This is a genomic window from Nesterenkonia halotolerans (assembly GCF_014874065.1).
GTDB lineage: Bacteria > Actinomycetota > Actinomycetes > Actinomycetales > Micrococcaceae > Nesterenkonia > Nesterenkonia halotolerans.
In genome coordinates this window covers 386,668-406,862 of record NZ_JADBEE010000001.1, presented here as the reverse complement: position 1 = coordinate 406,862, position 20,195 = coordinate 386,668, and the positions used below count along the sequence as shown (strand labels likewise).

Genomic DNA, 20,195 nt, shown 5'->3' with positions numbered 1-20,195 from the left:
AATGAGCGCTGAGGCTGGAGCCGCCGAGAACAGCCCCGCACCCCGAGGTGCCGAGGGCTCCACTGGGCTCGCCACCACCAGCTCCACCCCAGAGGATGCGCCCGGCCCGCGCCGCGCCCGGCGCCGCGACCTCTGGCTGCACATCCTGCGCTCCTCCACCCGACCCAAGCACCTCTGGTCGCCCCTTCTCGAAGGGGTGCTCGGCTCGCTGCTGGTGCTGTTCGGCTCCCTGGGGGTGGGCTGGCTGGTCAGCTCCTCCCCGCTGTCCCGGGACCCCTGGCTCATCGTGCTGCGCACCGAGCCCGCCGGCGTCGTCGTCTCCACCATCGCCCTGACACTGGGCTGCTGGATCATGCTGCGCGCCTGGCTGCGACTGAGCCGAGTGCTGGAGGACCCTGACCCGCGCCGGCATTGGCCGGCCAGCTCACTGCGAGTGGTCAACTGGGCGGTGGTGCTCTGGTCCATCCCGCAGCTGATCACCGTGCCGATCTTCTCTCGAGACGTCTTCGCCTACCTGAACCAGGGAAGGCTCGTGCTGGCAGGGCAGGATCCCTACACCACCGGAGTCTCGAGCCTCAACAACTGGTTCCACCTGGGCACCGACATCCTCTGGGCCGAGTCCGAGACTCCCTATGGTCCGCTCTTCCTCTGGATCGAAGCCGCGGTCATGCGCACCGCCGCCGACAGCCCGGACCTGGCGCTGTTCCTGTTCCGCCTCGCCTGCGTGGGCGGGGTGGTCATGATGATGATCTTCGTCCCGAAGCTCGCCCGCCTGCATGGGATCGATCCGGCCCGTGCGCAGTGGATCACGCTGGCCAACCCGCTGCTGATCGTCAGCTTCATCTCCAGCGCGCACAACGACGCAATCATGGTGGGCTTCGCGCTGGCCGGAATCTACGCCGCGGCGCGCGGCAGGGGAGTGCTCGCCACGCTGCTCGTGGTGGTCTCCATCGGCATCAAACCGATCACCATCGTGCTGCTGCCCTTCATCGGACTGCTCTGGGCAGGACAGGGCGCGTCCTGGTCGCGGAAGTTCCAATACTGGTTCTTCACCGCCGGACTGGCCGCGGCCGCCATGATCACCATCGGCCTGGTGCAGGGCTATGGCTTCGGCTGGCTCGCCGTCCTGGCGGGCACCGGCACCGGCAGCGTCTACTGGTCTCCGATCGGCATCGCCGACGGCTGGCTGGGCACCCTGCTGCGCTCCTTCGGTCTGGACAGCGGGTGGACGCTCGAGGTGTTCAAGATCGTCGGCCGGATCCTGTCCGTCGCCGCGGTGCTGTGGCTGATGTTCCGCGGCAGCGACAAGTTCATCGTCCAGCGCATGGTCTGGGCCTTCACCGCGCTGGTGGTGCTCTCACCGATCATCCAGCCCTGGTACCTGCTCTGGCTGCTGCCGCTCTTCGCGATCACCGGGATCCGCAAGGACTGGCAGTTCAAATGGGTCGTGTTCACCATCGTGTTCTTCCTCGCCTTCGGCGCCTCGGATCAGCTTTCGATCTACCAGTTCCTGGAGCTGGACCAGCAGATGCTGGCCCTGTCCATCGCCGTCTCCTGGTTCGCCATCATCTGGCTGGCCCTGGTGGACCGACAGACCCGCTGGGTGATCTGGGACGACTGGGGTCTGCCACCGATGCGCTGGGAATGGCCCCGCCGACGACGGCGCGAGACTCTCGCCTCCGTCGAGCCCGGCGCCCCTGCAGACCTGGCAGAGCCCAAAGACCTGAAAGACCCTGCAGACCCCACCGGAGAGGAGCGCCCCTCCGGTGCACGCTAATCCCGTCTCGCGCCACGCCGAACGCGTACGCACGGCCCTGGGCCAGTGGCCTCCCACAGCCTGGCTCATCGGAGGCGAGGAGGCCGCGGCCTCGCACACCGCTCGACAGGGCCTGCTCGCCGCGCTCATGATCATGGTGGGCTCCTGGGGCGTCGGGTGGCTGGCCATGACCCCACAGTCCCTGCTGGCGCTGAACCCGCTGCTGCTGCCGCTGCGGACGACGACGGCCGGCGTCGTCGTCTGTACGGTGCTGCTGGTGCTCGGGGCGCTGTTGCTGCTGCGGTCCTGGCTCCGACTCTCCCAACGCGTGGGGTCCTGGTCACCGCGGGCCACACCGGTGATGCGCCGAACCCTGTTCATGTGGGCCACTCCGCTGATGTTCTCGCTGCCGATCTTCTCCCGCGACGTCTACTCCTACCTGGCGCAGGGCCGCGTGCTGCACGCGGGGCTGAACCCCTACGAGGACGGCGTGTCCGAGCTGCCCGGCTGGTTCATGGAGGGCGCCGACGGGCTCTGGGCGGAGTCGCCCTCTCCCTATGGGCCGCTTTTCCTGGTGCTGGCGCAGATCATCTGGTTCGTCTCCGGCGGGGTGCCGGAGATCGCCATCCTGCTGTTCCGCTGCCTCTCGCTGATCGGCATGGCGCTGATGCTCTACTGCATCCCGCGGCTCGCTCGCGCTTTCGGCTCAGAACCGTCCTGGGCGCTGTGGCTGTGCCTGCTGAACCCTATGACGCTGCTCGTCTTCGTCGCCGCCGCGCACAATGACTCGCTCATGATCGGGCTGATGCTGGCCGGAACGCTCGCCGCGCTGCGCCGTCGCCGGCTGCTCGGAGTGCTGCTGCTGGTCGCGGCGATCGCGGTGAAGCCCATCGCGCTGGTGGTGCTGCCCTTCATCCTGCTGCTGCCGCTGAAGGACACCGCAAGCCTCTGGCGGCGCGCGCGTGAATGGGCGCTCGGCGCAACGGTCGCCGTCGTGCTGCTGGTGGCCGGGGGAGCCGCGCTGGGCATCGGTCTGGGCTGGGTCTCCGCGGCACTTGGAGCGGGCGCAGCGGTGCTGCAGGCGGCCCCCGTAGGACTGCTGGGCATCGGCATCGGCGCCCTGGTCGAGGTTCTCTCCGGCGTGGACGCCACCCTGGTGACCGAGGCCGTCTACACCCTGGCGCGGGTCCTCGCAGGGGTGGTGGTCGCGACCCTGCTGCTGCGCCGCAGCGTGGGCAACCCTGTGCTCTGGGCCGCCTACGGTCTGACCGTGGTGGTGCTGACCTCCTCCATCATCCAGCCCTGGTATCTGCTGTGGCTGCTGCCGTTCTTCGCGGTGGTCCATGTGTATCGCGGGCGCGCACTGGTGCTCGTCACGACCATCATCACCGTGATGGTCCTGCTCTCCATGGTCGGTCAGCTCTCGGTGGCGCAATGGATCGACGCCGCGGTCATCAACGCGATCGCCATCTCGGTCGTCTCGCTGTACCTGATCTATGTGGTCTTCCTGGACCCCAACACCACTGAGTTCTTCGACATGAGGCGCCGCTCACAACGCTGGAATGCCGAGCTCGGCTGGAAGCGCCTGCGAGAATTGACTCCGCCGCGCCGCTCCTGGGCGGCCGAGGACATCTATGACAAGGACCCCAGGTGAAGATCCCCGGCTCACGATTGCTCTGGCTGCTGCTCGCGGCCACGGTGCTGGGCGCTGCACTCTCCGTGCTGGCGGTCCAATGGTGCCGCCTCAACGGCTGGACCGACCCGGGCCAGCACATCCACATGTGCTATTCCGACTTCTCCCTGCTGTTCAGTCAGCGCGGCCTGGGCGAGGGGCTCTTCCCCTTCGTCGACGACGTCCCGGCAGAGAAGGTGATGGAGTACCCGGTGCTGCTGACCATGGTGGCCGGAGTGCTCGCGCAGCTGGTGCCTGGCGAAGGCATCAGCGAGGCGCGGATCCTGGCCTTCTACGACCTCAACCACGTGGCGGTCATCCTCTGCTGGATCGGCGTGGTGCTCGCCACCGCCTACTCCACTGCCGGGTGGCGCCGCCACGATGCGCTGATGGTGGCGCTGGCACCGGGGATCATCCTCTCGCTGTCCATCAACTGGGACATGTGGGCGGTCTTCCTCGGCGGGCTCGCGCTGCTGCTGTGGGGACGTTCGCATCCGGTCTGGGCGGGGGTGCTGATCGGCGTGGGTGCCGCGATGAAGCTCTATCCGCTCTTCTTCCTGGGCGCGATCCTGGTGCTGTGCGTGCGCAGCGGTCGGCTGCGCTCCTTCGTGCTCACCACTGCAGTCGCCGTCGTGACCTGGCTGGCGGTCAATGTTCCCTTCATGCTGCTGCAGTTCGATCAATGGGCGACCTTCTACCGGTTCTCCTCGGACCGCGACGTCAGCTTCTCCTCGGTATGGCTCTTCTTCAGCTGGCTGCCGCTGGACGGGGCCGGATTCTCGCTGCTCTCCAATGGGCTGTTCCTGCTGTGCTGCCTGGGGATCGCCTATCTGACCTGGGCGGCGCCCACACGGCCACGGCTGGCGCAGATCTGCTTCCTGATCGTGGCGAGCTTCCTGCTGCTCGGCAAGGTCTACTCGCCGCAGTTCGTGATGTGGCTGATCCCGCTGCTGGTTCTGGCGCGCCCGCGCGTGCGTGGCTATCTGCTGTGGCAGGGGGCGGAGGTCTTCCACTGGGTCTCGGTCTGGATGATGAGCGCGAAGATCACCTCCGGAGGGGAGTTCGCCGGCGGCACCGAGCTGATCGACTGGGCCTATCACCTGGGCATCCTGGCGCATATGGCGACACTGATCTACCTGATGGTGCAGGTGATCCGCGAGATCCTGGATCCCGCGCGGGACATCGTGCGCAGCGCACCTTTCGAGCAGAGTGCGTCCCAGCAGGATCTGGGCACGACCGATCCGCTGGCCGGAGTCACGCGGGGCCACGAGGACGTCTTCGCCCTGCCGGGGCTGGGCCGCAGAACATCTGTGAAGCTGCGCTGGTGATCGGCGCCCGCGAAGCTGCACCGATGAGGGCAGCCCGGCTGACCGTGCCGGCGCGCCCGGCGGCAGGGGCGGTGTCCGATGCTTGAGATGCTCGGGGTCATCGGCCCGATGTTCCTGGTGATCGCCGTCGGATTCGCCGCGGGCTTCATCCCGAGATTCCGCGCCGGTCAGGACCACCTCAACGGCTTCCTGTTCTATTTCGCGCTGCCGACCTTCATCTACACCGCCATGGTCACCGCACCGCCGACTGCAGGTTTCCCCGTGCTGGCGGTGGTGATCGTCGCCGTCGTCACACCGCTGGTGTCAGTCGGCCTGTACTACGCGAGCTTCCTGCTGGGCACGCTCGCGCGGGATGGCGCGGCGGCGACCTCGCTGGCCGGAAGCTTCGGCAACGTCGGGTACTTCGGGATCCCGGTGGCGATCAGCGTGCTGGGTCCGGAGGCCGGACTCGCGGCGGGCATCATCCACATGCTGCACAATCTGATCTACCTCAACGGCTACCCGCTGGTGCGCACGGTGGTGGCAGCCCGCGCAGCGCCCGGCCCCCAGCGCGTGGGTGGAGTGGGGGAGCTGCTGCGTCGGCAGGTCGCGCCGATCCTCAAGCGTGCGCTGCTGATGAACCCGGTGTTCATCTCCATGGCACTGGCCCTGCTGGTGGTCTTCAGCCCGCTGCGGCTGCCTGCCGCCGTCGATGAGTCAGTGGGGCTGCTGGGCCAGACGGCTGTCCCGCTGGCGCTCTTCTGCGTGGGCCTCGCCCTGCATCCGGCCATCGAGGGCATCCGGAGCGGCGGGGTGCCCAAACGGTCCATCGCGCTGGGCACACTGGGCAAGATCGTGCTGCTGCCGGTGCTGACCTGGCTCGCGGTGCTGCCCTTCTATGACCAGCTCGGGCCGGTCTGGGCGGGCACACTGATCATCATTGCGGCCATGCCCTCCTCGACCACGGTCTACGTCTTCACCCAGCAGTATGAGGGCGATGGTCGGCTGGCGGCCTCGATCCTGGTGAGCAGCACACTGGCCTGTCTGCTCACGCTCCCGGTGCTGGCCGAGCTGCTGCTCTGAGCAGCCCCTGGTCGATCTCGTAGACGGTCTGCACGTGGCGCAGCACGGCGCTGCGATGGGCGATCATGATCACCGTGGCGCTGGTGGCCTCCGGCATCCGGCGCAGAATCTCCGCCTGGGTCAGCGGATCCTGGGCGGAGGTGATCTCATCCAGGATCAGCACCGGGCTGCGCCGCAGATACCCCCTCGCCAGCGCCAGGCGCTGAGCCTGTCCGCCGGAGAGTCGCGCCCCCTCGGCGCCGGGCTCGGTGTCCAGACCCTCGGCCATTGCCGCAATGTCGCCCTCCAGGCACGCTGCGCGGCAGGCGGCGAGGATCTCCTGCTCGCTCGCAGCCGGGATTCCCAGCAGCAGGTTCTCCCGGATGGTGCCGCTGACCAGCACCGGGCGCTGCTCGACCACGGTGATGTTCGCGCGCAGCGACCGCAGCGAGACCTCGCGGATATCCGTCCCGGCGAGCTGCACCTGACCCTGTTGCGGGTCCCAGACCCTGGTCAGCAGGGAGGCGAGCGTGGACTTGCCCGAACCGCTCACGCCGACGACGGCGGCCACCTCGCCCGGTTCGATGCGCAGGTCCACGCCGCTGAGCACCTCGCGGTCGGTGCCCGGATAGCCGAAGCTCACGTCGCGGAAGCTGACGGAAGCCGCGCCTGGCTCCTCGGGATGCACCATCACGGGCTGGGTCGGCTCGACGACGGCAGGCGGGCTCTCCTCGAGATCGCGAAGATTCGCCGCTGAAGCCAGCGCCGCCGGAAGCGAGATGCCCAGCGCCTCGACTGCCGAGAGCGCCGGGGCGGTGGCCGGCACCAGGGCGAGCACCACGAGGAGCTCGGTCCACCCGATCTCGCCTCCGCGCACCAGGGGCAGCCCCAGGAGCAGGACCGTGAAGAGGGCCGCCACCTGCCAGCCCTGTCCGGCCGCGGCCCGCAGCCCCTGCATCACCGACGTCCTGCGGGCGCTGGAGGCCAGCTGTGCGCCGAGCTCATCCACCCGCTGGGCGCGCTGTTCCTGGGCTCCGAAGATGGTGATCTCGCTGCGTCCGCGCAGGTCATCGCTGACCTCCTGGGCCAGCGAGCCACGGGTGCGGACCTGCGTGGTGCTGGTGGTGCGGCTGCTGCGCCTGCCGATGCCGATGAGCGCGGCCGCGGCGGCGAGGTAGATGCTCAGCAGAGCGATGCCCATGCCCGCGCCGGCGAGCATAGAAGCCAGCCCCACGGAAGCCAGCGGCAGCAGCACCGCGGTGATGACCGGGGCAAGCGTGTGCGCGAAGAAGACCTCCACCCTGTCCACATCTCGGGTCGCGCTCGAGAGCAGTCGACCGCTGCCGCGCGAGGCGGTCACTGCAGGAGCCAGCGGGATGAGCTTCTCGTAGAGCCTGACCCGCAGCTGCTCCAGCAGCGCGAAGGCCGCGGTGTGTCCCGAGAGCTGCTCGGCGTAGCGGGTGAGCCCCTTCGCGAGCGCCAGTCCGATCATCACCGCGATCACGGTTCCCAGTCCGGGGACGCTCAAGCCCTCGGCGAGGCGGCCGACGAGCCAGGCGGGGAACACCAGCAGCGCCGCGCCGCAGAGCAGTGTCACTGTGCGGGCCGCAGCAGAGAGCGCGAGCAGACCGGCGGACCCCCGGGCCATGGACAACAGATGACCGATCATCGGTGTTCACCCTCTCCTGCGGTGGCCTCGGCGTAGTAGCCCGTCTGCTGGAGCAGGTCATCGGGGGTGCCCAGCCCCGCAGGGCGCCCCGAGTCCAGCACCAGCACCTGATCGGCCCAGCGTGTGGTGGCGAGGCGGTGGGCGATGATGACCAGCGTGTGCTCCCCGGCCAGCGCCTGCAGCGATTCGTCCACCAGGCGCTCGGCCCGTCGATCGAGATCCGCCGTCGGCTCGTCGAAGATCAGCAGCTGCGCGTCGGAGAGCAGCGCCCGGGCGATGGCCAGGCGCCGGACCTGGCCTCCAGAGAGGGCGCCGCCGTCTTCTCCGACCTGAGTGGCCAGGCCTCGCTGCTTGGCCGCGATCTCAGCGGCCAGCCGGGCCTTCTCCAGAGCCTCCCAGAGGTCCTCGTCGCTGGCGTCGGGACGCGCGAGGCGCAGGTTCTCGGCCACCGTCCCTGAGAAGAGGAAGGGCTTCTGCGCCACGGTCACCGCGGCCCGCTGCAGATCTCGTGGGTCTGCCTGGCGTCCCTCGAGGAGCAGCTGCCCCGAGGCCGCTGGAAGAAGCCCCTGGAGCAGCATGGCCACAGTGGACTTTCCCGCTCCCGAGGGCCCGACCACCGCGAGGGTGCTGCCGCGTGGGATGTCCAGAGTCAGCCCGCTCAGCACGCTGGAGCCGCCGCGCTCCACGCCCAGGGACTCCAGCCGCAGCAGCGGATGGCCCGGGTCGGTGGAATCGCCCGAGGACTCTGTCTCCGTGAAGTTCACGGGTGAGGTCCGCGCCGCAGTGCCTGCGGTGGGGGAGACGGCGGTGTCTGTGGTGTGGGTGTCGGTGGTGCCCGGCGTCGTCAGGGTCTGGGTGAACATTCCCTGCTGTGTGCGCCCAGCCATGGCGACGTAGAAGGAGCGGCCGAGCTTGTCGATGGGCTCATAGAGCAGCGTGGCCAGCAGGACGACGGCCAGGAAGTCTCCCTCCGAGATCGCCCCGTCCTGGAAGCGCCACAGGGCCAGCGCCACGGTGGCGGTGATCATCACCAGCGAAAAGACCGCATCGTTGACCAGGATCATCAGCTGACTGCGTTTCAGCAGGGCCACGGCCTGTACGCGCAGCGCCGCGGCCGCCTCCGCCACGGTCTTGCGACCGGTGTTCTCCGCGCCGAGCAGCACCAGGCCGCCCAGCGAGCGCAGGACCTCCTGGAACCTGCTGGTGGCCGCTCCAGCGAGGCGGCGGTACTGCGCAGTAGGTCCGCGGAAGCGTGCCAGGAAGAACCGGACGAGGAGCGGAACCAGCAGCACCAGTGCCAGCAGAAGCACGGCGATCACCGGGTCCACGAGCACGCCCATCAGCAGCAGCACCAGTGCGGGGGCGGTGAAGGCCGCCAGCGCGGGGCCGAGGAACTCGGCCCGATACTCGGCGATCCGCTCCACCCCGCCGGTGAGCAGCTCAGCCTCGCCGCCGCCGGGACGAACGCCACCATGACCGCTGCCGGGACGGGCACCAGCATGACCTCCGCCAGGCTTGGCACCGCCATGGCCGCCGCGTGGAGCTCCACCGTGCGCGCCGCCACTGCGCCCAGCAGTGGTCGGCGCGGGGCTCGCGGCAGGATCACGGTGCAGCACGGCGCGGATGCCGCTTCCTCGCCACAGCCGCTCTTCGACCGCACGAAGTCTGGGCGGCAGGGCCGCGGCGATGCCGGAGCACACCACTGCGACCCCGCCCGCAGCGGCTGCAAGGATCATCGCGGCAGAGGTGTTCCCACCGTCGATGGCTGAGTCCAGGACCTGCCCCAGCGCGAGGAAGAGGGTCGCCAGCGCAATCGTCCGGATCCATTGCAGCACCGTGGCGACCCAGGCGCGGGAGGGCATATCTCGCAGAAGCACGCCCCTGATCATTGCAGGTTCAGCGGACCCCCGGGGGCCAGTGCAACATTTGCGAAGCGTTCCCCGATGCGGAGGTGGGCCTCGCTGCCTGGATGCAGCTGATCGCGGAACGGGAGTTCAGCCTCGTCCGCAGCGCCGAAGAGCTCGAGTCCGTCCAGGAAGTGCAGATGCGGGTCGGTGGCCATGCGCTGATCCGCGATCTGCCGCAATGCGGTCCGCACGCCCTGCAGGTTGAGCCGGCCCTGGCTCACCTCGTCTGGATCTCCGAGGGCTGAGTAGCGAGGTCCCGCGTCGAGCTCCTCGAAGAGCAGCGGCCCTGGCGTGGCCTCTTGGATCCCGCAGTGCAGCGGCGAGATCAGCAGCAGCGGGGTGTGGGCGTGCCTGCCCTCGCGGATGGTGTCGAGGAAACCATGCACCGCTGGGACGAAGGTGCGCAGCCGCATCGTGTCCGCATTCACGATGTTGATCCCCAGCTTCACGCTGATCACGTCCGCCTCCGCCGAGCGGAGGGTGCGGGCAGTGAAGGGGTCCAGCATCGCCTGGCCAGCAAGTCCCAGGTTGGTCAGCTCCACTCCCGCGGCTGCCGCCGCCACGGCCGGCCACGTTCCGCTCGGGTGGGCGGCGTCGAAGCCATGACTGATGGAGCTGCCGTGGTGCAGCCAGTGCAGCCGCGACGCGGTCGGGCTCGGACGGACGTCCGCGTCGGAGAGCAGGCCGATCAGCTCGGTGGTCTCGTTGTGCGGCAACCAGATCTGCACATGGTGTTCACCGGCCGGCAGGTCGGGCACGCTGAGTCGTGCATCCGGGCCCTTGGTCGTGGTGACCTTCCCGGTCGCCTGATCGGTGCGCAGGGTGGTGCCAGCATCCTCTCCGGGGGAGGGCAGCCGGGCGAAGAGTGCGCCGTCGAGAATCACGTCGTAGAAGGCCTGGGGCGCAGCCGAGTCTGAAGAGACTCGTCGGGTCGGGTGGGTGAGCAGCACCACCGAGGTCGCCGCCGTGTGGAAGTCCAGACGGACTCCCGTCGGTTCCCCCGCCACTCGTCCCACGGCGGGGTCGAAGCTCTGTTCCCGCGCCCAGCTGGGTAGCCGCCACGGCATCAGTCCGCGTGCCGTGGTCTCGTATTCCAGCGCACCGCGCAGCAGCGGAATCAGGTCGACGTGGTTGATCTGCATGCTGTCCCTCCGCAGGCGCACCCCGGCGGTGCGGCCCGAATTCAACTGCTGTTCACTTTGCTGTTCCAGGGTATGCGGTGATGACGCACCCCCCGCAGACCCCCTCCGACGACGCCGACGACGTCGCCCCGTCTGCCCAGCGCCACCCGGGGACCGTCGTCGAGGTCTTCCTGGTGTTTCTGCGGCTGGGCCTGACCTCTTTCGGCGGACCGGTGGCGCACCTCGCGTATTTCCGCGAAGCCTTCGTCACGCGCCGTCGGTGGCTCACCGAGAAGGCCTATGCGGACCTGGTGGCGCTGTGCCAGTTCCTGCCAGGCCCCGCCTCCAGCCAGGTGGGCATGGCGCTGGGGCTGCAGCGCGCAGGCTATGCCGGCATGGCCGCAGCATGGTTCGCCTTCACCCTGCCCTCGGTGCTGCTCCTGGTCGCGTTCGCGTTCTGGGTGCAGAACGCCGGTGACCTGGCCGAGGCCGGCTGGATCCAGGGGCTCAAGGCCGCCGCCGTCGCTGTGGTCGCCCATGCCGTGATCGGCATGGCCCGCGCCCTGACGCCTGATGCCCCGCGAGCCAGCATCGCGGCGGGGGCCATGGTCTTCGTGCTGCTCGTGCCGCACCCCTTCGTCCAGGTGGCCGCGATCCTCGCCGCTGGCCTGGCAGGGGCGCTCTGGCTGCGCGCGCCGGAGTCCGGCCCCGGGCGCCAGGATGCGTTCACCGTCCGGGTCTCGCGCCGCGTCTCGGTCACTGCGCTGATCCTGTTCCTCGGACTGCTCCTCGCGCTGCCTCTGCTGGCGGCTCTCAGCGGCAGCGCCTGGGCCTCGGCGGCTGACTCGTTTTACCGTGCGGGCGCGCTGGTCTTCGGTGGAGGCCACGTGGTGCTGCCGCTGCTGCAGTCCGAGACGGTCCCGCAGCTGGTCGACGCCGAGGTGTTCCTCGCCGGATACGGGGCGGCTCAAGCAGTGCCAGGACCGCTGTTCACCTTCGCCGGCTTCCTCGGCGCCTCCGGCGGGGCGGGCGTGTCAGGGCTGGCCGGGGCAGGACTCGCCGTCGCAGCGATCTTCCTGCCCGCCGCGCTGCTGGTCCTCGCGGCCGTGCCCTTCTGGGAGCGTCTGCGCAGCAATCCCCGGGCTCAGCGGGTCCTGCTCGGCGTCAACGCGGGGGTGGTCGGCATCCTTGCGGCAGCCCTCTACACACCGGTGTTCACGGTGGGGGTGCTTGAGGTGGGCACCACGGCGCTGGTGCTGGCGGTGCTCGCATTCGTGGCGCTGAACAGCTGGCGGGCCCCGGCCTGGGCCGTGGTCATCGCGGCTGGCCTGCTGGGCTGGGCGGTGCTCTGAACGACGCATGCCGCCCCCTCCGTACCGGGAGGGGGTACAGTTTTGAGGTACCTGATCGCCCGGGCTAGGAGGACCCTCCCGCATGCTGAGCTCCCAGGCTCGCGGACTGAGTCGCCTCTACGCCCTTGATGTGGCGAGGGCGCTTGCGATCTTCGGCATGATCATCGTCAACGTCGGACCGTACAACACCGACGGCTGGGCGTCCTGGATCGTGCGGGGGCTCAACGGGCGGGCATCGATCCTCTTCGTCGTGCTCGCCGGCATCGGGGTCACCTTCCTGGCGCGCCGATCACTGACCAAGGGCATCACCCGGCGCAGCACTCTGCTCTGGCGGGGCCTGCTGCTGCTGGCGCTGGGCCTGGCGCTGCAGACGCTCGACCATGGGGTCAACGTCATCCTCCCCACCTATGCCGCGCTGTTCTTCCTCGCGGCGTTCATGGTGAAGATGTCCACGCGTTGGCTCTTCTGGTCAGCCACCGCCTCTGCGCTGCTCGGCCCGGTGCTGTGGATCCTTGCCCGACAGTCCACCGACTTCCACATCGAACCCGCGCAGCTGGGCGACTCACCGTTCCAGATCGTGGCGGCGATCCTCGTCTCGGGCCCCTATCCGCTGGTCGTCTGGATCGCCCCGTTCTTCCTGGGAGTCTGGATCGGGCGGCAGCCGCTGGGCAACGTCAAGGTCCAGCGACGGCTGCTCTACGTCGGTGCGATCGCCGGGTTCGGAGCCTTCGGACTCTCCCAGCTGCTGGTGCGGATCCTTGGCCAGCCGGACACCAGTGATGTGGACTTCGACCGGCTGATCTCCGCCGTCGGACATTCCCAGATGCCGCTGTGGCTGATCAGCGCCAGCGGCACCGCCGTGATGCTGCTGGGGATCCTGCTGATCGTGGTGCCGTACTTCAGCCAGCGCATCCGACTGCTCGTGGCCGTGGGTCAGATGCCGCTCACCGCCTATACGGCCCACCTGGTGATCATCGCCCTGCTGATCTACCCCGGTCCGCAGGACCCGCTCGAGGGCCTGCTGATCAGCTGTGCGATCATGCTGGGGCTGGTCCTCTTCGCCGTCGTCTGGATCGCCAACCTCCGCTATGGTCCGCTGGAGGCCCTGCTGCGCAAGGCCCCGACCTTCCTGCGAGTGCACTATCGACTGCCCGAACGCCACCGCCGACGGCAGCACGCCCGCGCCTATCCCCGGCGGGCCAAGCCCGGAACATCCATGGAGCAGAAGCCGACGCCTTCCTGAGGGAGACGAATCATGCAGCCACAGACCAGCCAACCCCACATTCCAGAGAACCCTCACGGTCCAGCCGGCAGAGGCCGTCTGGGACGCAGCCGGGCCGGACGCAGCGCCGCCCTGCTCGCCACCCTGGGCCTGCTCGCCTCCTGTGCGGCAGAGGAGGAGCCGCCGCCCCCACCGCCGACTGCCGAGCCTGAAGAGCCCAGCGTGGAACCGCCGGAGCCGAGCAGCTCCGCGGAGCCGGAGGACGAAGCGGTGCTCTCGCAGCAAGGCGTGAGCGCCGGCAATGAGCTCGCGGTCCAGGCCGGAGAGGAGGTCCTGGCCGAGGGCGGGAACTCCGTGGACGCCGCGATCGCCACCGCCTTCGCCGTGTCTGTGGTGGAGCCCTACGCCTCCGGGCTCGGCGGCGGCGGCTCCGTGGTGATCGCCGGGCAGGACGGTGACCCGCTGTTCTATGACTACCGCGAAGAGGTGGGGGTCGACGGCGAGATCCCCGAATCAGGGATCGGCGTTCCCGGGTTCGTCGCTGGGATGGGGCGGCTCCACGAGGAGCACGGCAGCCTCGAATGGGACCGCCTGGTCCAGCCGGCCCAGCAGCTGGCCTCCGAAGGCTTCGAGGTCTATGACTTCCTCGCGACCCGGATGACCGAGGACCTCGGACCCGACGCGATCGACGGGGTGGAGCCCTTCGAAGTCGATGGTGCCCCGCTGCAGGCCGGCGAACAGCTGGTCCAGACAGAGCTGGCAGAGACCCTGGGGACGATTGCCGAGGAGGGCTCGGAGGCCTTCTACACCGGCAGCCTGGCCTCCGATCTCACCGCGGTCGAGGGCCTCGACGAACAGACCCTGGCCGATTACGAGGTCACTCTCTCCGATCCGGTCTCCGGTGAGTTCGGAGACTACGGCGTGCTGGCGGCGGCACCCGCCCTCCCAGGGGTGGCCCTGGTGCAGATGCTGCAGGTCGCCGAGGCCCAGGGCATCGCCGAGATGGAGCCCGACTCCGCCGAGTACATCGAGACGCTCTCCGAGGCCTGGCTGGTCGCGGAGGAGACGGTGCTCACCGAGCTGGGGGATCCCGCCTTCGTGCAGGTCCCGGTGGAGGAGATCACCGACCAGCAGGCCAATGCGCAGATCGATCTCTCCGCGAACACCGCGCCCGAGCCCGAGCCGGGAGAGACCTCCGAGCAGGGAGAGGCCGCAGAGCCGGGCCAGACCTCAGTGGCTGGACGCGCGCCCATCGACGCCAACACCACCCACATCTCCGTGGTGGACGACGAGGGCGTGATGGTCTCGATGACCAATACGCTGACGAACTTCTGGGGCGCTGGGGAGGCCACGAACGGCTTCTTCCTGAACAACCAGCTCAGCCGGTTCGAGGCGGTGGACTCCCCGGCGAACCGCCCCGAACCCGGTCGCCGCTCGGTGACCTGGTCCATGCCGACCATCATCCTCGATGAGGACCAGCGTCCGGTGCTGGGCATCGGGACCCCCGGCGGCAACCAGATCCTCAACATCATGGGCACGGTGCTCACGCAGTGGGGCCTGCAGGACGCTTCGCTGCAGGACTCCTTCGACGCGCTGCGCTTCCGCTTCGACGACGAGTCCAGCACGCTGTTCCTCGATGATCAGCCCGGGGCGCAGACCGTGAGCGGACTCGAGGATCTGGGCTGGGAGCTGCAGGTCTGGCCCGACGAGTGGGGCGGCTTCGGCTCGGTGCAGGCGCTCGAGGTGGACTACGAGACGGGCGAGGTCACCGGCGCCACCGATGACCGCAGGGTCGGCACCTATTCGGTGCTGGAGTGACGATTAGCATGGGGCTATGAGCTCCACTTCCGCGCGCACGATCCCGAACATCCTCTCGATCGCAGGAACCGACCCCACCGGGGGAGCCGGCGTCCAGGCGGATCTCAAGAGCTTCGCCGCACATCGCGGGTACGGGATGTGTGTGGTCACAGCCCTGGTCGCGCAGAACACCCAGGGGGTCCGGGAGATCCATCTGCCGCCGGCCAGCTTCCTGCGTGCTCAGCTCGACGCGGTCTCCGACGACGTCGCCATCGACGCGATCAAGATCGGCATGCTCGGTACCGAGGAGATCATCACCACCGTGGCCGACTGGCTGGACACCACGTGGACCGACGACGACGCCGCGCGCCCACGGCTCGTCCTCGATCCCGTCATGGTCGCCACCTCGGGCGACCGGCTCCTCGATGCCGTCGCGGAGTCGGCGCTGATCTGGTTTCTTCATCGCGCCGAGCTGATCACCCCGAACGTCCCCGAGCTCGCGCTGCTCGCCGGAGCCGAACAGGCGCAGGATTCGCAGGCGATGGTTCTCCAGGCGCGTGCCGTGGCGGACGCCCATCAGGTGGTGGTCCTGGCCAAGGGCGGGCACCTGGAGGACGACACGGCGCAGCAGCAGGTGGTGGACACCCTGGTCTTCCCGCTGCACAACGGTGTGCGCCCGCGCGAGGAACAGTTCACTTCTCCGCGCATCCACACCCAGAACACCCACGGCACCGGATGCTCCGTCTCGGCGGCCCTGGCCACACTCGCCGCCCGCGGCTGCACCTGGACCGAGGCGCTGCCGGTGGTCAAGGAATGGATGACCCACGCGCTCGAGGCCTCGGAGACCCTCGATGTGGGAACCGGCCACGGGCCCATCCAGCACTTCGCGGACCTCTGGGGCTGAGCCGGCAGCTCAGGTCCGGTTAGGCCTGAGGACCTTCGTGGGGCCCGCTGGCATGCTTGGCGATGTCCTCCCACTGCCAGGTGGTGCCCATCGCATCGTCGGAGGGGAACCAGGCGCCCGTCGTCCGATCGCTGGGAGTCGGTCCGGTGGCGCCCTGGCCGGAGACCGGGGCCTGATCCTTCAGGGCGGTCACACGATCTCGGATGGAGGCCATCTGCTTGTCCAGGGCCGCCGCCTGCACCGCGGCATCGCGGAGCTCGTCGAGGATGTCCCCGGGGACCTCGCCGTCGTACGTGTAGTAGATCTTGTGCTCGAGCGAGGCCCAGAAGTCCATGGCCACGGTGCGGATCTGGACCTCGACGTAGACGAACTCGGTGCGGTTGGACAGGAAGACCGGGACCTGCACGATCACGTGCAGGCTCTGGTATCCGTTGAGCTTGGGGCGGCGGATGTAGTCCTTGACCTCCACCACGCGCAGGTCCGGCTGGCTGCACAGCATCTCCGCGACCCAGTAGGCATCGGAGACGAAGGAACAGGTGATCCGGATCCCGGCGATGTCGCGGATGGAGTGTTTGATGCTCTCCAGCGTGGGCTCGCAGCCGTAGCGCTGCACCTTGTCCATGATCCGATCCAGGGACTTGAGCCGGTAGTTCACATGCTCGATGGGGGAGTAGTCGCGGGTGTGCTCGAACTCCTCGCGCAGCACATTGATCTTGGTGAGCACCTCATCCATGCCGAACTTATAGTGCAGCTGGAATTCGGTGAGCTGGCGACGGATATCGGCCATCCGGACCGCGACGTCCTCGCCCTGCGTCCCCGATGTCGTGTGCAGCTGAGACAGCAGCTGCTGATAGACGTTGCTCTCGCTGCTCGGCGCTGTTCCGCCGGAGCCATCCGTCGGGGTCCCCGTCGGCCCGCTGCGCCGCGGGGTGTTCTGCCGGGGTCGCGCCGCCTGACGGTGACGATCCAGATCCCTGCTGCCCAGCCGGCGCCCGTCGGTGCCGAGGGAGGCCACATTGGGCGCCTCCGAGGGAAGAAACTGACTGTCAGTGGCAGGAGGGCGTCCAGCGGACATGGGGAAGATCTCCTTGGAGTTCAGGGACCCAGCAACGTGGAGCTGCGAGGCGTCGGTCACAGGACCGGTGGTTCGATTCTCGACCCTAAATGCCCAGTCTGTGAAGTCCCTCGACAGTTTCTGTCTGAGCTCTCAGTCCCACCCCCATCTGAGACTCGGAACACAACATCTAGTGCTATGACAGCTTCCAAGCCTCAACATCTTCGGCTGATGCGCGATGACACGCCGAGACACGCCGTCTGCTCAGAAACTTCTTCGTGGGAGTTTCCCCCTCCCCAGCTGTGGAGGACCGGGTGCCGAGCCCGCTGGTTCCGCGCCATTGCAACGAAGTGGTGATCCACAGGTCCTGTGGACTCGCGGTGGAGAACTACACGGGTGTGAGTACAGCATCTAGTGGCTAGTGATATCCCAGAACCCAAGATGTAGTATTGGAGCAACGCAAGAACACCACGGAAAATATCGGGGAGCCACATGTCTGTCACTGTCTACACCAAGCCTGCCTGCGTCCAGTGCAATGCTACATATCGCGCCCTGGACAAGAACGGCGTGACCTACGAGACCGTCGACATCACTCAGGATGCCGAGGCCCTCGAGCGGCTGCGCGCGCTCGGATATATGCAGGCTCCCGTCGTGATCACCGACGCCGACCACTGGTCCGGATTCCGTCCCGACAAGATCTCCGAGCTCGCCGTCCAGCATGCTGCGGTCAGCTCGGTCGCCTGATGCAGCCGTGAACACCACGGCAAGGCTGATCTACTTCTCTTCGGTGTCGAACAACACGCACCGCTTCGTGGAGAAGCTTCAGCACGGTGCGGGGGAGGTTGCGAGACTCCCGCTGCGCACCAAGGATGAGACCCTCGCGGCGGAGCAGCCCTTCGTCCTGGTCCTTCCCTCCTACGGCGCCGACGCCGGTGAAGGCTCGGTGCCGAAGCAGGTCATCAAGTTCCTCAACGTCGAATCCAACAGGAACCTCCTGCGCGGAGTGATCGGTGCGGGCAACACGAATTTCTATGAGAGCTATTGCATCGCAGGGGACATCGTCGCCGCCAAATGCGGAGTACCTCACCTATACAGATTTGAACTGATGGGCACACCCGAAGACGTGGCCACGGTCGAAACGGGATTGGAAGAGTTTTGGAAACAGCAACCAAGCCGCTGAACGCGGCGAGCACCGCACAGACCCAGAACGGCCGGGACACCATGGACGCACCGCTGGCCAAAGTGATGCCCGCTCAGTGGCAGGGCCTGAGCTATCACGAGCTCAACGCCATGCTCAACCTGTACGGCCCCGACGGCGAGATCCAGTTCGAGGCCGATCAGCTGGCCGCCCGGCAGTACTTCCTGGACCACGTGAACACCAACACGGTCTTCTTCCACAACCTCTCGGAGAAGCTCGGCTATCTGGTCGAGAACGAGTACTACGAACCAGAGACCCTGGAGCAGTACTCCGAGGAGTTCATCCAGGCCATCTTTGATCGCGCCTATGCCGCGAAGTTCCGCTTCCCCACCTTCCTGGGCGCCTTCAAGTTCTACACCTCCTATGCGCTGAAGACCTTCGACGGGGACCGCTACCTGGAGCGCTACGAAGACCGCGTCACCATGGTCGCGCTGCACCTGGCCCGCGGCGATGAACAGCTGGCTTGCCGGATGGTCGACGAGATGATCTCCGGCCGGTTCCAGCCCGCGACCCCGACCTTCCTGAACTCAGGCAAGAAGCAGCGCGGCGAGCTGGTCTCCTGCTTCCTGCTGCGCATCGAGGACAACATGGAGTCCATCGCGCGCGCCATCAACTCCTCCCTGCAGCTCTCCAAGCGCGGGGGAGGCGTGGCCCTCTCGTTGACCAACATCCGGGAGAACGGCGCCCCGATCAAGCACATCCAGAACCAGTCCTCCGGCGTGATCCCGGTGATGAAGCTGCTGGAAGACTCCTTCTCCTACGCCAATCAGCTCGGCGCGCGTCAGGGCGCCGGCGCGGTGTACCTCAACGCCCACCACCCGGACATCTTCCGCTTCCTTGACACCAAGCGGGAGAACGCGGACGAGAAGATCCGAATCAAGACCCTCTCGCTCGGCGTCGTGGTCCCCGACATCACCTTCGAGCTCGCCAAGAAGAACGAGCCGATGTACCTGTTCAGCCCCTACGACGTCCAGCGCGTCTACGGGAAGGCATTCAGCGAGATCTCCGTGACCGAGAAGTACCACGAGATGGTCGACGACGCGCGGATCCGCAAGACCAAGATCAACGCCCGCGAGTTCTTCCAGACCCTGGCCGAGATCCAGTTCGAATCCGGCTACCCCTATGTGATGTTCGAAGACACCGTCAACCGGGCGAATCCGATCGCCGGCCGGATCTCCATGTCCAACCTGTGCTCGGAGATCCTCCAGGTCTCAGAGCCCAGCGAGTTCGCCGATGATCTGAGCTACTCCGAGATCGGCAAGGACATCTCCTGCAACCTCGGTTCGATGAACATCGCGAAGGCGATGGACTCCCCAGACTTCGGGCAGACCATCGAGACCGCGATCCGTACGCTGACTGCGGTCTCGGACATGTCCTACATCAACTCGGTCCCCTCCATCGCTGAGGGCAACCGTCGCTCCCACGCGATCGGCCTGGGACAGATGAACCTGCACGGCTACCTGGCGCGGGAGCGCGTGCACTACGGCTCCGAAGAGGGCATCGACTTCACCAACATCTACTTCTACACCGTGCTCTTCCATGCGCTGCGGTCCTCGAACCAGCTTGCGATCGAGAGTGGTCAGAGCTTCGACGGCTTCGAGAACTCGCAGTACGCCAGCGGCGAGTTCTTCGACAAGTACACGGAGCAGCTCTGGGCGCCGGCGACCGAGAAGGTGCGCACACTGTTCAGTCACGTGAGTGTGCCGACCCAGGAGGACTGGAAGCAGCTGAAGGCCTCGGTCATGGCCCACGGCATCTACAACCAGAACCTGCAGGCCGTGCCGCCCACCGGTTCGATCTCCTACATCAACAACTCGACCTCGTCGATCCACCCGGTGGCCTCGAAGATCGAGATCCGTAAAGAAGGCAAGCTCGGGCGCGTCTACTACCCGGCGCCCTACCTGACCAATGACAACCTGGAGTACTACCAGGATGCCTATGAGATCGGGTACGAGAAGATCATAGACACCTACGCCGCTGCCACCCAGCACGTCGACCAGGGCCTGTCACTGACGTTGTTCTTCAAGGACACCGCCAGCACCCGCGACATCAACAAGGCGCAGATCTACGCATGGCGCAAGGGCATCAAGACGCTCTACTACATCCGTCTGCGCCAGCTCGCGCTCGAAGGCACCGAGGTCGACGGCTGCGTCTCCTGCATGCTGTGACCTCAG

15 protein-coding genes are annotated in these 20,195 nt (G+C 67.6%); 11 read left to right on the top strand and 4 right to left on the bottom strand.

The window, feature by feature from the left end; genetic code table 11:
* Position 1: 1 nt before the first annotated feature.
* The 4 genes from mptB (H4W26_RS01800) (at position 2) to H4W26_RS01785 (ending at position 5,818) form a co-directional block, all read left to right on the top strand.
* A complete protein-coding gene (mptB, locus tag H4W26_RS01800; RefSeq protein ID WP_192590469.1) occupies positions 2 to 1,777 on the top strand; it encodes a polyprenol phosphomannose-dependent alpha 1,6 mannosyltransferase MptB in 1,776 nt (591 codons plus the stop codon).
* On the top strand, positions 1,767 to 3,410 hold the full coding sequence (gene mptB / locus H4W26_RS01795) for a polyprenol phosphomannose-dependent alpha 1,6 mannosyltransferase MptB (protein WP_192590468.1): 1,644 nt from the start codon (positions 1,767 to 1,769) through the stop codon (positions 3,408 to 3,410). The genes mptB (H4W26_RS01800) and mptB (H4W26_RS01795) overlap by 11 nt, the downstream gene beginning before the upstream one ends.
* Entirely contained in the window at positions 3,407 to 4,756 is a 1,350-nt protein-coding gene (locus H4W26_RS01790; protein ID WP_192590467.1) for a glycosyltransferase family 87 protein, read from the top strand. The genes mptB (H4W26_RS01795) and H4W26_RS01790 overlap by 4 nt, the downstream gene beginning before the upstream one ends.
* A gap of 78 nt (positions 4,757 to 4,834) precedes the next feature.
* Positions 4,835 to 5,818, top strand: coding sequence for an AEC family transporter (locus H4W26_RS01785; RefSeq protein ID WP_192590466.1), 984 nt, complete (start codon positions 4,835 to 4,837; stop codon positions 5,816 to 5,818).
* Here the strand turns inward: H4W26_RS01785 and H4W26_RS01780 are convergent.
* From H4W26_RS01780 to H4W26_RS01770, 3 genes are read right to left on the bottom strand one after another with little or no spacing between them, the layout of a single operon-like run.
* Positions 5,784 to 7,466 carry an amino acid ABC transporter ATP-binding/permease protein gene (locus tag H4W26_RS01780; protein WP_192590465.1) on the bottom strand — a complete coding sequence of 561 codons (1,683 nt, stop codon included), beginning with the start codon at positions 7,464 to 7,466 and terminating at the stop codon, positions 5,784 to 5,786. The two genes, H4W26_RS01785 and H4W26_RS01780, sit on opposite strands and share 35 nt — an antisense overlap.
* Positions 7,463 to 9,343 (bottom strand): ATP-binding cassette domain-containing protein, encoded by a 1,881-nt coding sequence (locus H4W26_RS01775; protein WP_192590464.1) that lies wholly within the window; start codon positions 9,341 to 9,343, stop codon positions 7,463 to 7,465. The genes H4W26_RS01780 and H4W26_RS01775 overlap by 4 nt, the downstream gene beginning before the upstream one ends.
* Positions 9,344 to 9,351: 8 nt before the next feature.
* On the bottom strand, positions 9,352 to 10,515 hold the full coding sequence (locus H4W26_RS01770; RefSeq protein WP_192590463.1) for an SGNH/GDSL hydrolase family protein: 1,164 nt from the start codon (positions 10,513 to 10,515) through the stop codon (positions 9,352 to 9,354).
* Positions 10,516 to 10,595: 80 nt separating this feature from the next.
* Here H4W26_RS01770 and chrA point away from each other — a divergent pair, with 80 nt between their 5' ends.
* From chrA to thiD, 4 genes are all read left to right on the top strand, one after another.
* The gene (gene chrA / locus H4W26_RS01765; protein WP_192590462.1) at positions 10,596 to 11,846 is read left to right on the top strand and encodes a chromate efflux transporter; all 1,251 of its coding nucleotides are present in this window, start codon (positions 10,596 to 10,598) and stop codon (positions 11,844 to 11,846) included.
* An 82-nt stretch (positions 11,847 to 11,928) separates the two neighbouring features.
* Positions 11,929 to 13,089 (top strand): DUF418 domain-containing protein, encoded by a 1,161-nt coding sequence (locus tag H4W26_RS01760; RefSeq protein WP_192590461.1) that lies wholly within the window; start codon positions 11,929 to 11,931, stop codon positions 13,087 to 13,089.
* A 12-nt stretch (positions 13,090 to 13,101) separates the two neighbouring features.
* Positions 13,102 to 14,886, top strand: coding sequence for a gamma-glutamyltransferase family protein (locus H4W26_RS01755; RefSeq protein WP_192590460.1), 1,785 nt, complete (start codon positions 13,102 to 13,104; stop codon positions 14,884 to 14,886).
* 16 nt (positions 14,887 to 14,902) lie between these two features.
* Positions 14,903 to 15,769 carry a bifunctional hydroxymethylpyrimidine kinase/phosphomethylpyrimidine kinase gene (gene thiD, locus H4W26_RS01750; protein WP_192590459.1) on the top strand — a complete coding sequence of 289 codons (867 nt, stop codon included), beginning with the start codon at positions 14,903 to 14,905 and terminating at the stop codon, positions 15,767 to 15,769.
* Positions 15,770 to 15,788: 19 nt separating this feature from the next.
* Here the strand turns inward: thiD and H4W26_RS01745 are convergent, their stop codons facing one another.
* Positions 15,789 to 16,844: a GTP pyrophosphokinase gene (locus H4W26_RS01745; RefSeq protein WP_225939557.1), complete on the bottom strand. Its 1,056-nt coding sequence runs from the start codon at positions 16,842 to 16,844 to the stop codon at positions 15,789 to 15,791.
* Positions 16,845 to 17,315: 471 nt separating this feature from the next.
* Here H4W26_RS01745 and nrdH point away from each other — a divergent pair, with 471 nt between their 5' ends.
* From nrdH to nrdE, 3 genes are read left to right on the top strand one after another with little or no spacing between them, the layout of a single operon-like run.
* Entirely contained in the window at positions 17,316 to 17,567 is a 252-nt protein-coding gene (gene nrdH, locus H4W26_RS01740) for a glutaredoxin-like protein NrdH (RefSeq protein WP_192590458.1), read from the top strand.
* Positions 17,542 to 18,003: a class Ib ribonucleoside-diphosphate reductase assembly flavoprotein NrdI gene (nrdI, locus tag H4W26_RS01735; protein ID WP_192590457.1), complete on the top strand. Its 462-nt coding sequence runs from the start codon at positions 17,542 to 17,544 to the stop codon at positions 18,001 to 18,003. The genes nrdH and nrdI overlap by 26 nt, the downstream gene beginning before the upstream one ends.
* 41 nt (positions 18,004 to 18,044) lie before the next feature.
* The gene (gene nrdE, locus H4W26_RS01730) at positions 18,045 to 20,189 is read left to right on the top strand and encodes a class 1b ribonucleoside-diphosphate reductase subunit alpha (RefSeq protein WP_192591956.1); all 2,145 of its coding nucleotides are present in this window, start codon (positions 18,045 to 18,047) and stop codon (positions 20,187 to 20,189) included.
* The last annotated feature ends 6 nt before the right edge of the window (positions 20,190 to 20,195 follow it).

Excerpts from the sequence above, each read along its gene's own strand:
- nrdE (WP_192591956.1), top strand. The coding sequence starts at position 18,045 with ATGGACGCACCGCTGGCCAAAGTGATGCCCGCTCAGTGGCAGGGCCTG.
- thiD (WP_192590459.1), top strand. The coding sequence starts at position 14,903 with ATGAGCTCCACTTCCGCGCGCACGATCCCGAACATCCTCTCGATCGCA.
- H4W26_RS01745 (WP_225939557.1), bottom strand. The coding sequence starts at position 16,844 with ATGTCCGCTGGACGCCCTCCTGCCACTGACAGTCAGTTTCTTCCCTCG.
- chrA (WP_192590462.1), top strand. The coding sequence starts at position 10,596 with ATGACGCACCCCCCGCAGACCCCCTCCGACGACGCCGACGACGTCGCC.
- mptB (WP_192590469.1), top strand. The coding sequence starts at position 2 with ATGAGCGCTGAGGCTGGAGCCGCCGAGAACAGCCCCGCACCCCGAGGT.
- H4W26_RS01770 (WP_192590463.1), bottom strand. The coding sequence starts at position 10,515 with ATGCAGATCAACCACGTCGACCTGATTCCGCTGCTGCGCGGTGCGCTG.
- H4W26_RS01760 (WP_192590461.1), top strand. The coding sequence starts at position 11,929 with ATGCTGAGCTCCCAGGCTCGCGGACTGAGTCGCCTCTACGCCCTTGAT.
- nrdH (WP_192590458.1), top strand. The coding sequence starts at position 17,316 with ATGTCTGTCACTGTCTACACCAAGCCTGCCTGCGTCCAGTGCAATGCT.
- H4W26_RS01755 (WP_192590460.1), top strand. The coding sequence starts at position 13,102 with ATGCAGCCACAGACCAGCCAACCCCACATTCCAGAGAACCCTCACGGT.
- H4W26_RS01780 (WP_192590465.1), bottom strand. The coding sequence starts at position 7,466 with ATGATCGGTCATCTGTTGTCCATGGCCCGGGGGTCCGCCGGTCTGCTC.
- nrdI (WP_192590457.1), top strand. The coding sequence starts at position 17,542 with ATGCTGCGGTCAGCTCGGTCGCCTGATGCAGCCGTGAACACCACGGCA.
- H4W26_RS01785 (WP_192590466.1), top strand. The coding sequence starts at position 4,835 with ATGCTTGAGATGCTCGGGGTCATCGGCCCGATGTTCCTGGTGATCGCC.